The organism is Streptomyces sp. NPDC031049 (genome assembly GCF_055571015.1).
Genome location: NZ_JBVIGC010000005.1, coordinates 97,299 through 111,119 on the forward strand (window position 1 = coordinate 97,299; position 13,821 = coordinate 111,119).

Consider the following 13,821-nt stretch of genomic DNA (forward strand, 5'->3'; position numbering starts at 1 on the left):
GTTTCAGCCTCCCTTGCTTCCTATGGATTCAGGGCAGCCAAGTGGAGGGTAGGACGACTGGCCCAGAAGCAGTGCCGGCGCCAGCGAGCAGCCCAGAGTCCGCGACCCCCAATGTCCGTTCGAGCTGGCGAGCCATGCACCATTCGTCTCGGTGAACTTGGCGAAGTTGGCGAACGCCGTCGTCCCCGACTCGTCATGGTGGAGGTGTGGGTGCTGTTTTGCGGGCGGTGGCCGGGGGTGCGCCAGCGCCGGGGGACGGGTTCGAGGTGGCGTACGTGGACCGGGGTGGTGGCACGCATCACGTCGACCTGTATGACGCGGCGGCGGTGCAGTTCGAGGACTGCCGTCCGGTGCGGTCGTTTCCGTCGTGGAAGGGACAGCGCAACTATCCGGGGCTGTGGTGGTCGGCGACAGCTGGCCGACACATCGGTTACGAGTCCTGGCTGGAGCGGGATCACGCGATGCTGCTGGACTTCGACCGCCGGGTCACGGGGTTCGCGTCCCAGCCGATGTGGCTGTTTTGGACGTCGGGCGGCCGTCGCCGGTCGCATGCTCCGGACTGGTTCGCCCGGCGGTCGGACGGCACGGGGCTGGTGGTGGACTGCCGTCCGCTGGACCGGGTCAAGCCCCGGGACGCCGAGGCGTTCGCGGCGACCGAGCGGGCCTGCCGGGAGATCGGATGGGAGTTCCGCCTCGTCGGGGCCCCGGACGCGGTCCAGTTGGCGAACGTCCGCTGGCTGGCGGGCTACCGGCACCCACGGCACCGGGTGGCTGCTGTCGTTGACCGGCTGTTGGACGTCTTTGCCCGCGAGACGCCCCTGCGGGTCGGTGCCGAACGGGTCGGCGATCCGATTGCGGTTCTGCCGGTGCTGTTCCATCTGCTGTGGTCGGGTCGGCTGGTGACGGACCTGTCGGTGGTACTGGGCGAGTACGCGCTGATCCGGCGGGCCGAGGCGGCGTGATGACGGCGATGGCGTCCAGGCCGGGAGTGCTCCGGGTCGGTGACCGGGTGCTCTTCGAAGACAATGAGCACACCGTGGTCGGCATCGAGGGCGTCACCGTGCGCCTGCACGGCGACGACGGTCGTGACCAGGCTCTGCTGCTGCCCTACCTGCTGTCCTCGGACGGGTTCGCACTCGTCGGGACGGCCGGTGAGGAGGCGGAGTTCGCGTCAGCGGGCGTGCTGGAGTCGTTGCCGCCGGAGGCGGTGGCCGAGGCGCGGTTTTGGGAACGGCATGTTGCCGAGGTGGAGTGCGGGCTGCCCGCGGACGCTCCGCCGGGAACCCGTCCCAAGCCGGAATACGACCCAGCCTGCACGATTCTGGCCGAGCGGGAGAGGGCGAAGGCCGCCGAACTGGCCGCGCTGGGGCGGCCGGTGGGCCGACGCACCTTGCAGCGGATGCGGGCCCGCTACCGGGCCCAGGGGCTGCTGGGGCTGGTGGATCACAGGGCGATGCGGCCCACGTCCCCGACTGGACGGGCCGACCAGCGGGTGATCGGCGCGATCGTCCGCGCGATCGGCGAAGAGACCGACACCTCCACCGGCACCCGCTCGCGGCTGATGCGGCGGGTCGAACGGCTCCTGGAGACCGAGCACGGGCCCGGAGCGGTGGCGATGCCGTCCCGGGCGGCCTTCTATCGCCTGGTCGAGCAGCTTTCCACGGGGCGGCACACTTTCAGCGCGGCCACCACCCGGCGGCAGAACGCCAACCGGCCCGCCGGCCCGTTCACCCCGACCACGGCCAGCCGCCCGGGTGAGCAGGTCCAGATCGACACCACCAAACTCGATCTGCTGGCCGTCCTTGATGACGGCACGGTCCGCAGGCCGGAGTTGACGATCGCGGTCGACATCGCCACCCGGACGATCTGCGCGGCGGTGCTGCGTCCGGAGAGCACGAAGGCGGTGGACGCCGCCCTGCTGCTGGCGAAGATGCTGGTGCCCGAACCGATGCGCCCGGCCTGGCCGCAGGCGCTGGCCGCCTCCGCGTCCCGGCTTCCGCATGCCCGGCTGCTGGCGATCGACGCCCGGTTCGAGCACGCTGCGGCGAAGCCGGTGATCGTTCCGGAGACCATCGTCACCGACCACGGCACCGTCTACCTCTCGCAGACGTTCACCGCCGCCTGCCAGCGCCTGGGCATCTCCGTCCAGCTCGCACATCCCGGCACCCCGACCGACAAGGGCGTCGTCGAGCGCACGTTCTCCTCGATCAACACCCTGTTCTGCCAGCACGTCGCCAGCTACACCGGACGGGACGTGAGCCGGCGCGGTGTCGACCCGGCCCGCAAAGCGGCCTTCAGCCTGCCCGAACTGGACGACCTGCTCCAGGAATGGGTCATCCACTGGCAGATGCGCCCGCACGACGGACTGGTACACCCCTTCCTGCCCGGCCGGTCTCTGTCGCCCAACGACTCTTACGCGCTCCAGGTCGCCGCCAGCGGCTACCTGCCGATGCCGCTGGGGCCGTCGGACTACATCGAGCTGCTGCCGGTGACCTGGCGGGTGATCAACGACTACGGCATCCGCATCGCCCATCGCACCTACGACGCACCGGAGCTGGCCGCCTACCGCAGGCAGTCCTCCGGTGTCGCGGTCCAGCGCGGGAAGTGGGAGGTCCACTACGACCCGCACGACCTCAGCCACGTGTTCGTACGCAACCACCGCGATGGCGGCTGGATCACCGCCGAATGGACGCTGCTGCCGCTGGTCGCCCGCCCCTTCTCCGACGCGCTCTGGCGCCAGGCCCGTCGTCAGGTTGTCGAGCGCGGCCAGGACGGCGACGACCAGACCGCCGTCGCCAGGGCCCTGGACGCACTGCTGCGGCGGGCCGAACGCGAAGTGTCAGAACCACCTGGTGACGTTCCGCCGCCCCGGGCGGCGATTCCGCTGCGGTCTGCCGCGGAACCCGACGACGGCGAAGACCCAGAAGGGACCGCCCCGACAGAGCTGGCCAAGGTCATCCCGTTCGGTGTCTTTGACCCCTTCAGCGAGGAGGACTACCGGTGACCGACAGTAACCCGGCCGACCGTGAGTTTCCCCTGACCACGAAGGAAGGGTGGAGTCGCTTCGTCCAGCACGTCCCGGTCACCGCACCCCTGTTGGACCGCCCCGCGCTGCTGGCGCTGAGCGGCATCGAGCGCGAGCTCTACGACGAGGCCAGAGCCGAGCACCACACCCAGCTGTTCGTCGCGAAGACCCCGACCGTGATGGAAGTGATCCGCACCGGCCGGGAGCTGACCCTCCTCAACCGCCGCCAGGTCTCCGCCCGCCGCGGCCTGATCGTCTCCGGCGAGGCCGGCACCGGCAAGACCACCGCGATCACCCAGCTCGGCAAGGCCCACGAACAGCACGTCCGCCGCCGACTGCCCGCCGACAGCGGGCCACGGCTGCCCGTCGCCTACGTGACCGTCCCCCCGGCCGCCACCCCGAAGATGCTCGCGATCGAATTCGCTCGGTTCCTCGGCATCCCCCTGTTGCGCCGCATGAACCAGACCGAGATCACCAACGCGGTCTGCGAGGTCCTGGCCGAACTGCGCTGCGAACTGGTCCTGGTCGACGAGATCCACAACATTTCGCTCACCACCAGATCCGGCGCCGAGGTGTCCGACCAGCTCAAATACCTCTCCGAGCGGATCGCGGCCACGTTCGTGTACACGGGAATCGACGTCGAGTCCGCCGGACTGTTCGCCGGCACCCGCGGGAAGCAGATCGCGGGCCGGTTCGTCAGTATCCACGCCGAAGCCTTCACCATCGCCACCCCCGCCCACCGGCAGGAATGGCTCGCCCTGCTGGCCACCATGGAACAGTCCCTACGGCTCCACCGGCACACCCCTGGCATGCTGGCCGCTCACGCGGACTTCCTCTACCAGCGGACCTCCGGCATGATCGGCAGCCTCGCGCACCTGATCCGGGCCGCAGCCTTGCGGGCGATGACCTCCGGCACCGAGAAAATCACCAAGCAGCTGCTGGCGGAGATCCCCCTGGACACCGCAGCCGAGACGAGCGCACCGCTAACCGCGCGCTCGCGCCGAGCCCGCACCGCACAGCGACGCGCCGGATGAGCCGCGTTCAGCACGCTCCCGAAGCCCTGAGCGTCGCCCGGAGTCTGTGCATCCCCGTCCGCCCCTGGGGAGGGGAGTCGCTGCCCTCCTATGTCGCCCGCCTCGCCCAGGCCAACCGCATCCCGCACACCGCCCTCTGGAGATACATCGGAGTGCCCCACAGGGCCGGAGCAAGCAGCACCACTCTGCCCTGGGAAGCCACCCTCAACCAGCCTGCCGTCGCGCGACTCGCCGTCATGTCCGGGATTCCCGTCGAACGGTTGCGGAAGGCGCTGCCCGGACTGTCCTGGTCGATCCGCGAGGCATCGGCCCTGCCCACGGACGTTCCCACGTTCTGGATGCGCCAGGCACACTCACCCAACGCGGTCATCTGCCGCCAGTGCACCCTCCGCCGCGGCATCAGCACCCAGGTCCGAGCGCACCTGTCTCTGCCGGACATTGTGTGTCACCGCCACCACACCTGGCAGACACCCGAACCCAAGGACATCTCGGCGGTCCCGGAGATCGCCCGAGCGCAACGAAGACTTCGCAAGCTCCGCAAAACCCACGGCAGCCACATCATGGCCTGCTGCGTCCGCGACGCCCGCTGGATCATCAGCGGCTGGGCCAGCATCCCGAGCCGGGAACCCATGCTCGAAGAACTCTGGCAACACCGCCGGATCAAGCTGGGTCTGCCCCACTGGTTCCGCAGCTGGGACCTGACCACCCACATCATGGCCCATCCAGAAGTCGTGACCCTCGCCTGCGCACTCGTGCCGATCTACCTCGACCCCCTCTTCTTCAAGCGCCCCGGCATCCGGGAGTGGAAGTTCAAAAGGCATCTGCGGCTCCGCCTCGGTCTTGACCCTCGGCGCCAGCCCACGGGCGACCCCATCAACAAGTTCTTTCTCGCGGTTCAGACGGACCGGGCCCGCTGGCGGAACCCCAAAAGCGCCATGATCACTGAGACGGCGACACCGCGAACCTCTCAATGATCATGGCGAACCGCAGCTCAGAAGATGCCCCTCTCGCCACCCTCGCTGAGAAAGAACACCAGGTCAGATCGGATTGTCAGTGCCATACCTCACGATGGGCACATACGGCACCCCCGTATGAGGACGTGCCGTCACACAGACGACAGGAGGATCGTCATGGCCAACCCGTCCGCAGCCGCCGCCCGTCGGCGCCGCGCCGCCGGCCCTGCCCCCTCACTGACCGGTCCGGCGAGCGACGTCCACCCCGTGCTCCGCCGGTCCACCGCCCCGCCCGCCGCCCTCGACCTGCTGGCCCGGGCCCGCGCCGGACTGGACGAGGCGACCGTCCTCGAAACACCGAACGAGCGCTATGCGCGCGCCCACCTCGCCGCCCTGCGCACCGCCGCCGCCGTGCTCGCCGCCCGGGGCCGCCCCGAGACCACGCCCAGGGCCCGGGCCCGCATCAGGAGCGCCTGGGAAGTGCTCCCCGAGATCGCGCCCGAGCTCACCGAGTGGAGCGCCCTGTTCGCCTCCGGGGCCCGGCGCCGTGCCCGGGCCGAGGCGGGCATCCAGGGCGCGGCCAGCAACCGGGACGCCGACGACCTGATACGGGACGTGGCGATGTTCCTGCGCCTGGTGGAGCGGATGCTGGTCCTCCAGCCGGTCCTGCCCCAGCCGCGCCCGGACACCGACCGGCACGCCACCCCGAACACCGACCCGAACACGGACCGGCACATCGACCGGCACATCGACCGGCCGGAGGCCGGCCGCGGTGACGCCTGGAGCGGCACCAGGGGTGACGGCGGGAGCGCACCCGGGGGCGACCTCGGCGGCGACGTCAGGAGCGACCTCCGGGGGAACATGCGAGGAAACGTCCAGGGGAACGTCCGAGGGGAGGGCATGCCGGACGCCGGATGATCCCCGCGGTGCCACCGGCATGACCGCGCGGACCACGGGAGGCATAGGGTGGGGGGCGCCTGAATCCCGCCCCTCCCGGCCGTGCCGGGGGAGGCACCCCGTTCGCTCCGCCGTGCCAGAGGCGGTGCCGCGCCGAGGAGTCAACTGCCGTGTCGGACCCCATGCGCCCTCCGGTCTCCCACCACCACCCTCACGCGACGTCGCTGCGCTCCGACCCCTCCCGCCCCCGCGCCGCCGTCCGGACCGCCGTGGTCTGGGAGGTCCTCCAGGAGGCCCTCGACCGCCGTGTGAAGGCCACGGGCCGCCAGGCGCTGGACGTCCTGGACACCGGAGGCGGCAGCGGCAACTTCGCGGTGCCCCTGGCCCGCCTCGGCCACCGCGTCACGGTCGTCGACCCCAGCCCCAACGCGCTCTTCGCCCTGGAGCGCCGTGCCGCCGAGGCCGGTGTCGACGAGCGCGTGCGGGGCGTCCAGGGCGACGCCCACGGCCTCTTCGACGTGGTCGAGCGCGGCGGGTACGACGCGGTGCTGTGCCACGGCGTCCTGGAGTACGTGGACGACCCGGCCGAGGGCGTCCGCAACGCGGTGGCCGCCCTGCGCGCCGAAGGGGTTCTCAGCCTGCTCGCCGCCGGCCTCGGCGGTGCGGTGCTCGCCCGCGCCCTCGCCGGCCACTTCAGCGAGGCCAGGCAGGCCCTCGGTGATCCGGACGGACGCTGGGGGACCGGCGACCCCATGCCGCGCCGGTTCACCGCCGAACAGCTCACCGGTCTGGTCGAGGGCGCCGGCCTGCGCGTGGGCGCCGTGCACGGCGTGCGGGTCTTCGCCGACCTGGTCCCCGGGGTACTGGTGGACACCGAGCCCGGGGCGCTGGACGCGCTGCTGAAGCTGGAGGCCGCCGCGGCGGAACTGCCCGCGTTCCACTCCGTGGCCACCCAGCTCCATGTGCTGGGTGAGGCGCAAGGGGCCTCAGAGGCCTGAGGGGACCGAGGAGCCCCCGTCGCCCGGGTGGCGCGCCGCTGATCAGTGCCTCGGCCGCACATGGAGTACGCCACAGGCCCCCCGAACGGGGGTCTGTCGCCGTATGATCGAAGGAGACCGCCCGGCATGACGGGTCGGCCGCCGGGGAATGGGAATCTCAGCGAGCCGGCACGTCCATGGCGGAGACCGGTTGGCCAATTGGCGCAGAGGGGCGGGTTTCACGGGGGCGATTCCCTGCCTATCCTGAAGGGACCCCCCGGGTCGCCCCGGCGACTGCACGATGAGGAGGACTCCGTGCCGCTCTCGGAGCACGAGCAGCGCATGCTCGAGCAGATGGAGCGAGCGCTGTACGCCGAAGATCCCAAGTTCGCGACAGCGCTCGAGGGTAGCGGGCTGCGTACGTACACCCGGCGACGGGTCTACCAGGCGGTCGCGGGCTTCCTCGTGGGTATTGCGCTCCTCATGGCCGGTATGGTCGCCCAGCAGGTCTGGCTCAGTGTCGTGGGATTCCTCGTGATGCTGGGCTGCGCGGTTCTCGCCGTGACCGGCTGGCGCAAGGCCCCGAAGCCGGGCGAACAGCCCGCGGCCGGGGCAGCACCCCAAGGACGCCGCCCAGCCCGGCAGAAACGCTCCATGATGGAGCGCATCGAAGAGCGCTGGCAGCGGCGCCGCGACGAGCAGCAGGGCGGCCATTAGCCTTCCGGCCCGGCTCTGCCACAGCCGAAGACTCGCACGAGGGGGTGACCACCCTGCCGGTGGTCACCCCCTCGCGTGCGCCCGCAAGGGCGGATGGCGCGCTCGAAGGGACCAGCGGCACGCTCGCAGGCAGGGGCCGACGGCACGCTCGCAGGCAGGGGCCGGCGGGCCCTCGCAGTGACCAGCGGAGCGCCGCACGCCGCCCGCAGGGACGGGCGCGCCTCGTAGGCCGGTCCTGTCGGAGGACGCAAGGGGCCGCACCCGCCCAGCTCCCACGCTCGGAACAGCCGACCGGGGGAGCCCTGCGGGCCGCGGTCCCACCACGCGAGCCACGTCGATCCGGGGCCGGATGGGCCGAGCCCCGCCGCCCCCGCGACTTCGCCGACCGGCCGGACTCGCCGACCCCGCCGTACTCGCCAGGCGCGCCGGACTCGCCGACCGCGCCGGACTCCTCAAGCGTGCCGGTGTCAGCCCCGCTGGCTCGTCGGGCGGGTCCAGGCCGGGCGGGCCGCCGTGAGCCGGGACCGGACGCCGGTCCACCAGTCCGAGACCGCCCAGACCACCCGTACGGTCGAACGGGGCAGCAGGAGAGCGCGCAGCCGCGTACCGCGTCCCACCGCGGCCCGCAGACCGGCGGTCACCCGGTGCACGTCGTCGGTGAGGCCGGCCGCGGGCTGCGGCCGGGGCGCGTACAGGACCTGCTCCACGGCGTCCGCGACCCGGTGCACCGACGCCGTGGCCGCCGGGTCCAGCCCGCCGAGCCGGGCGATGCGGCCCGCCGCCCGGCGTGGCGTCAGCGACTCGTCCGGCGCGATGCCGTGGTCCCACGCCGTGTCCGTCAGCTCCTGCCACACCGCCAGCGTGTGCGGCGCCACGTCCGCCTCGCCCCGGCCGTGCGAGCCCAGCCGGACCGCCCGGCCCCGCATCCGCCACAGCATCGGGGCCAAGGGCACCGCGAGCAGCGCGAGCCCGCCCAGCGCCCACGCCAGCAGCACGTACCACTTCGGTCCGCCACCGCCCGCGGGCAGGACGGCCTGCGGGGACTCGCTCTCACAGGCCCCCAGCTGCCGCTGCTCACCCGGGCAGCTCTCGCTCGCGGAGGGCGCCGCCGAGGGGGCCGTCGACGCCTCCTGCGAGGGCCGCGCCACGTCCGGGGTGCTGCTGCCCGGCGCGTCCGGCACCGTGTAGGGCGGGATCGAGCCGCGGGTCGGGGTCGGCTCGAAGCGGGTCCAGCCCACGCCCTCGAAGTACAGCTCGGGCCAGGCGTGCGCGTCCCGCAGCCCCACCGACACCGTGCCGTTCGCCTGCGGGGAGCCCGGCGCGAAGCCGACCGCGACCCGGGCCGGTATGTCCAGCGACCGGGCCATCGCCGCCATGGCGAAGGAGAAGTGGATGCAAAAGCCCTGCTTGTCCCGCAGGAACCGGGCGATCGCCTGCGAGCCGCTGCCGACCTCCACCTGGGTGTCGTACTCGAACCCGCCGTTGACCGCGAAGTACTCCTGGAGCCTGACCGCCTGGTCGTAGGTGCTCGGCGCGCCCGCCGTGATGTCGCGGGCGGTGCGGGAGACGACCGCCGGCAGCGAGTCCGGCAGCTCGGTGTACTCCTCGCGCAGCGCGGCGGGCGGCGGGGGCGCCGAGGCCAGCTGCTCCGCCGTCGGCTGGACCTCCAGGCTCCGCACCTGGTACGTCAGACCCCGGGTGTTCTGGCCGTGGTCGCCGACGAGCGTCATGCCCACCGGCTCGTACCGCCAGTTGCCCGCGACCCGTACGCCGCTGGGCGGGTACGGCATCGGCAGCCAGTCCTGCGCGTACCAGTCCGCCGCCGTGATCGTCGTGGCGATCTCGTCGCGCCGGATGTCGGGGCCGAGACCCGGCGGGGTCGGGAACCCGCCGTCCGGCACCGCGGTGATCTGCCGTTTCGACGGCTTCCACGTGGTGCCGTCGAACTCGTCCAGGGACACGATGCGCAGATACAGGCCGGAGTAGTCGTCGGTCTCGGTGCGCACCGAGAGGACCTCGCGGTCGTCGTCCACGTTCAGGCTGTCGCGGAGGGAGACCAGCGGGTTCACCGCCGAGATCGTGCCCCCGCCGCCGGTGCCGGACCCCACGCCCGTGCCCGCGCCGTCCAGCAGGCCGCCGTTCATCGCCGGGAGGGCGAGCGGCACGACCAGGGCGACGCCGAGCGCCACCACGCCGATGCGGCGCCCGGTGCGCACGGGAGCGACCGCGTCGCCCCGCTCGCCGTCCTGGGCGCGGGATGCCCCGCCGAAGACGCGGCCCCACTGCGAGAGCCGGTCCCGCCCCTCGGCGAGCAACAGCATCAGATAGCCCGCCGCCGCGATCAGGAACCACAGCCAGTCGGCGGCGCCGTCGGACAGCCCCGCGGCCACCGAGTACAGGGCGAGCAGCGGCAGCCCGGCCGGGGCCGCGCTGCGGAAGGTGACCGCCAGCGCGTCCACCAGCAGCCCGATCACCAGGACACCGCCGATGAGCATCAGCCGGATGCCGTCGGACTCCAGCGGCGCCGGGATCGCGTACCGCGCGATGTCGTCGCCGCCCTCGCGCAGCAGCTCGGCGAACCGGGTGAACGCCTCCGGGCCCGGTATCAGCCCGGCGAAGGCCTGACCGCGGGCGAAGACCAGCGTCAGCAGCAGCAGCGCCACCAGGGCCTGGACCGCCACGGTCAGCGGCCGGGCCAGCGGCACCCGGCGGGTGGCCGCGCCCACCACCGACAGGACGCCGAGCAGGAAGGCGGCCTGGAAGATCCATGTGGCCGGTTCGACCAGGGGCAGCAGCGCGCACGACGCCATCAGCGTGGCCGCCCACGCGCACACCGTCAGCCGTGCCCGCCCGCTCATCACGCGCCCTCCCCACCGCTCGTCGCGGCACCGCTCGACGCGGCGATGCCCGAGCGCTCCCGGTCCGCCTGGCGCCACAGCGCTTCCAAGGAGGCGCCCCGCGGCACGCTCACGACCGTCCAGCCGGCCTCGCGCAGCAGGCGCAGCCGCCCCTCCGTCCCGTCCAACGGGCCGGACACGTCGGTCGGTTCCCGCAGCCAGGCGCCGCTGTCGAGGACGAAGGCGAGCGCACCTGCGCTGCGCTGACGCATCCTGGCGGCCACCGCGGCCTGCTCCTCGTCGAGGTCGCCGAAGAACGCCACCAGCAGCCCCTCACCGCCGCCGCGCAGCACGTCGTACGCCCGGGACAGGCCCGTATCGCCGGAGTGGTCGATCACCGCGAGGGTGTCCATCATCAGCCCGGCCGCGTCCGCCGTCTCCTGGCTGGCGCCCGCGAAGCCGTCGGCGCCCTCGCCGGGCACCACGCTGCCGGTGTCGGTGAGCAGCCGCACCGAGAAGCCCCGCTCCAGCATGTGCACCAGCACCGACGCCGCGCCCGACACCGCCCACTCGAAGGCCGAGTCGGGACCGGCGCCCGCGAAGGCGACGCCCCGGGTGTCCAGCAGCACCGTGCAGCGGGAGCGCTGCGGCTGTTCCTCGCGGCGCACCATCAGCTCGCCGTAGCGGGCCGTGGAGCGCCAGTGGACGCGGCGCAGGTCGTCGCCGTAGCGGTAGCCGCGCGGGATCACGTCGTCCTCGCCCGCCAGGGCCAGCGAGCGCTGCCGTCCGTCGCCGTACCCCTTGGCCTCGCCGCCCAGCCGCACCGGCGGCAGCGGCTCGACGCGCGGGATCACGGTCAGGGTGTCGTGGGTCGAGAAGGAGCGGGTCAGCTCGCACATGCCGAACGGGTCGGTCAGGCGCAGCTGGAGCGGCCCCAGCGGATAGCGGCCCCGCAGATCGGAGCGGACCCGGTAGGACACCTCGCGCCGGCCGCCCGCCTCGACCCGGTCGAGCACGAAGCGGGGGCGCGGACCGAGCACGTAGGGCACCCGGTCCTGGAGCATCAGCAGACCGGTGGGCAGCCGCGAGACGTTCTCGATGCGCAGATGGACCCGGGCCTCGCTGCCCGCGGGCACCCGCCCGGGGGACAGCCGGCGGCTGCCCGCGACCCGATGGCGCGTGCGGTACAGGACGAGCGCGCACACCAGCGGCAGCACCGCCAGCAGCAGCCCGACCCGGAGCAGATCGCTCTGCCCGAGCACATAGGCGCAGACCCCGGCGGCGACACCGGCGGCGAGGAAGGACCGGCCGCGGGTGGTCAGACCGGACAGGGCGGTACGGACGCCGCTTTTGTCACCTCGGTCGCCGCCGTCCGCCTGCCCCGTCCCCCCGCCGGACATCACAGCCTCCGCGGCGGCTGCTGGCCGTACGCCGGGCCGCCGCGACCGAGTCCGAAGGCACTCGCCTGCTGGGGTGCGGCGGCGGGCACCGGCGTGCGCTGGAGGATCTCCTGGACGACCTGTTCGGCCGTGCGGCGGTTGAGCTGGGCCTGTGCCGTGGGCAGCAGGCGGTGGGCCAGGACGGCGACGGCGAGGGCCTGGACGTCGTCCGGCAGGACGTACTCCCGGCCGTCGAGGGCCGCGGACGCCTTCGCCGCGCGCAGCAGATGCAGGGTGGCGCGCGGCGAGGCGCCGAGTCTGAGATCCGGGTGCGTGCGGGTGGCGGCGACCAGATCGACCGCGTACCGCCGGACCGGCTCGGCGACGTGGACGCCGCGCACCGCCTCGACCAGCTTGACGATCTCGTGCGCGTGGGCCACCGGCTGGAGGTCGTCCAGCGGGCTCACCCCGCCGTGCACGTCGAGCATCTGGAGCTCGGCCTCCGCGCTCGGATAGCCGATCGAGACCCGGGCCATGAAACGGTCGCGCTGGGCCTCCGGCAGCGGGTAGGTGCCCTCCATCTCGACCGGGTTCTGCGTCGCCACCACCAGGAAGGGGCTGGGCAGCTCGTAGGTCTTGCCGTCGATGGTGACCTGGCGCTCCTCCATCGACTCCAGCAGCGCGGACTGGGTCTTCGGCGAGGCGCGGTTGATCTCGTCGCCGATCACCACCTGCGCGAAGATCGCACCCGGCTTGAACTCGAAGTCCCGGCGCTGCTGGTCCCAGATGGACACACCCGTGATGTCCGAGGGCAGCAGGTCGGGGGTGAACTGGATCCGCCGCACGGAACAGTCGATGGACCGCGCCAGCGCCTTGGCCAGCATGGTCTTGCCGACCCCGGGGACGTCCTCGATCAGCAGATGGCCCTCGGCGAGCAGCACGGTCAGCGAGAGCCGTACGACCTCGGGCTTGCCCTCGATCACGCCTTCCACCGAACCGCGCACCCGCTCGACCACCGCGGTCAGTTCAGTGAGGCTCGCTCGATCGTCATAGGTCGTCACCCGGCCCTCCTCGGCCCTTCCCCACGCTTGCTGAGAAGCAAGGGGTTACCCCAACTTTCCGGACCGATGCCCTTGCGCTGCGGACCGGCCCACCCCGAACACGGACACCACCCGGGAAAAGTTCCGCGCGACGCCACTCCCCGCATTCTTGCTGCCGTTACCGATTCGTGTCACTCGCCTGTGGACAACTGACCGCGATTTGTCGGGTCTTACGACCTTTGCGGCGCTTGCGGGGTGCCGAACCGGTTGTCGCGGAGTGGCGCCGCGGGGTCCGGGGCGGTCAGGCGGCGTCGATCTCGCGCAGCAGGCCCGTCTTCACGTCGAACACGAAGCCGCGCACGTCGTCGGTGTGCAGCAGGAAGGGCGAGGTCCGCACCCGCCGCATCGACTGCCGCACGTCCTGGTCCACGTCCCGGAACGACTCCACCGCCCAGGAGGGCCGCTGGCCGACCTCCAGCTCCAGCTCGTGCCGGAACTCCTCGGTGAGGGACTCCAGGCCGCAGCCGGTGTGGTGGATGAGGACCACGCTGCGGGTGCCCAGTGCCCGCTGGCTGATGGTCAGGGAGCGGATGACGTCGTCGGTGACGACGCCGCCCGCGTTGCGGATGGTGTGGCAGTCGCCGAGCCGCAGCCCGAGCGCGGCGTGCAGGTCCAGGCGCGCGTCCATGCAGGCCACGACGGCGACCTGCTGGACCGGCCGGGCGTCCATCCCCGGGTCGGTGAACTCGGCGGCGTACCGTGCGTTCGCCGCCACGAGGCGGTCGGTGACAGAGCCGGCGCCGGCTATTGCGGACTCGGAGCCTGCGGGAACCGATGCAGAAGTCGTCATACCCATGACGTTACTGGTCACCGGAGCCGTGGGCCCGCCGTGAGGGGGCCCCTGCCGGGCCCGCGGCGGCCCGGCAGGGGCCCGGCGGGGGCACAAAAGAAGGGACAAAGAA

10 protein-coding genes and 1 pseudogene are annotated in these 13,821 nt (G+C 72.5%); 7 read left to right on the forward strand and 4 right to left on the reverse strand.

What is annotated here, in order from left to right; translation table 11 throughout:
• The first annotated feature begins 266 nt into the window (after positions 1-266).
• The 7 genes and pseudogenes from ACZ45Q_RS10360 (at position 267) to ACZ45Q_RS10390 (ending at position 7,603) form a co-directional block, all read left to right on the forward strand.
• Positions 267-962: a TnsA-like heteromeric transposase endonuclease subunit gene (locus ACZ45Q_RS10360; RefSeq protein WP_468257792.1), complete on the forward strand. Its 696-nt coding sequence runs from the start codon at positions 267-269 to the stop codon at positions 960-962.
• 8 nt (positions 963-970) lie between these two features.
• A complete protein-coding gene (locus tag ACZ45Q_RS10365; protein ID WP_468257794.1) occupies positions 971-3,004 on the forward strand; it encodes a transposase in 2,034 nt (677 codons plus the stop codon).
• Positions 3,001-4,059 carry a TniB family NTP-binding protein gene (locus ACZ45Q_RS10370; RefSeq protein WP_468257796.1) on the forward strand — a complete coding sequence of 353 codons (1,059 nt, stop codon included), beginning with the start codon at positions 3,001-3,003 and terminating at the stop codon, positions 4,057-4,059. Before ACZ45Q_RS10365 ends, ACZ45Q_RS10370 begins: the two co-directional genes overlap by 4 nt.
• Entirely contained in the window at positions 4,056-5,033 is a 978-nt protein-coding gene (locus tag ACZ45Q_RS10375) for a TniQ family protein (RefSeq protein ID WP_468257799.1), read from the forward strand. The genes ACZ45Q_RS10370 and ACZ45Q_RS10375 overlap by 4 nt, the downstream gene beginning before the upstream one ends.
• A gap of 156 nt (positions 5,034-5,189) precedes the next feature.
• A pseudogene (locus tag ACZ45Q_RS10380) lies at positions 5,190-5,720 on the forward strand (SAV_6107 family HEPN domain-containing protein); the annotation flags it as partial.
• Between the two features lie 359 nt (positions 5,721-6,079).
• Positions 6,080-6,907 (forward strand): methyltransferase, encoded by an 828-nt coding sequence (locus tag ACZ45Q_RS10385; RefSeq protein WP_468257802.1) that lies wholly within the window; start codon positions 6,080-6,082, stop codon positions 6,905-6,907.
• A 294-nt stretch (positions 6,908-7,201) separates the two neighbouring features.
• A complete protein-coding gene (locus ACZ45Q_RS10390; protein WP_468257804.1) occupies positions 7,202-7,603 on the forward strand; it encodes a DUF3040 domain-containing protein in 402 nt (133 codons plus the stop codon).
• Between the two features lie 467 nt (positions 7,604-8,070).
• Here the strand turns inward: ACZ45Q_RS10390 and ACZ45Q_RS10395 are convergent, their stop codons facing one another.
• The 4 genes from ACZ45Q_RS10395 to ACZ45Q_RS10410 form a co-directional block, all read right to left on the reverse strand.
• On the reverse strand, positions 8,071-10,461 hold the full coding sequence (locus tag ACZ45Q_RS10395; protein WP_468257807.1) for a transglutaminase TgpA family protein: 2,391 nt from the start codon (positions 10,459-10,461) through the stop codon (positions 8,071-8,073).
• Positions 10,461-11,840: a DUF58 domain-containing protein gene (locus ACZ45Q_RS10400; protein WP_468257810.1), complete on the reverse strand. Its 1,380-nt coding sequence runs from the start codon at positions 11,838-11,840 to the stop codon at positions 10,461-10,463. Before ACZ45Q_RS10400 ends, ACZ45Q_RS10395 begins: the two co-directional genes overlap by 1 nt.
• Positions 11,840-12,880 carry an AAA family ATPase gene (locus ACZ45Q_RS10405; protein WP_468257812.1) on the reverse strand — a complete coding sequence of 347 codons (1,041 nt, stop codon included), beginning with the start codon at positions 12,878-12,880 and terminating at the stop codon, positions 11,840-11,842. Before ACZ45Q_RS10405 ends, ACZ45Q_RS10400 begins: the two co-directional genes overlap by 1 nt.
• A 280-nt stretch (positions 12,881-13,160) precedes the next feature.
• Positions 13,161-13,709, reverse strand: coding sequence for a beta-class carbonic anhydrase (locus ACZ45Q_RS10410; RefSeq protein ID WP_468257814.1), 549 nt, complete (start codon positions 13,707-13,709; stop codon positions 13,161-13,163).
• Positions 13,710-13,821: the final 112 nt, after the last annotated feature.

What these genes read in the sequence shown, in the direction of transcription:
- ACZ45Q_RS10365 (WP_468257794.1), top strand. Translation starts at nt 971, where the DNA reads ATGGCGTCCAGGCCGGGAGTGCTCCGGGTCGGTGACCGGGTGCTCTTC.
- ACZ45Q_RS10375 (WP_468257799.1), top strand. Translation starts at nt 4,056, where the DNA reads ATGAGCCGCGTTCAGCACGCTCCCGAAGCCCTGAGCGTCGCCCGGAGT.
- ACZ45Q_RS10410 (WP_468257814.1), bottom strand. Translation starts at nt 13,709, where the DNA reads ATGACGACTTCTGCATCGGTTCCCGCAGGCTCCGAGTCCGCAATAGCC.
- ACZ45Q_RS10395 (WP_468257807.1), bottom strand. Translation starts at nt 10,461, where the DNA reads ATGAGCGGGCGGGCACGGCTGACGGTGTGCGCGTGGGCGGCCACGCTG.
- ACZ45Q_RS10400 (WP_468257810.1), bottom strand. Translation starts at nt 11,840, where the DNA reads ATGTCCGGCGGGGGGACGGGGCAGGCGGACGGCGGCGACCGAGGTGAC.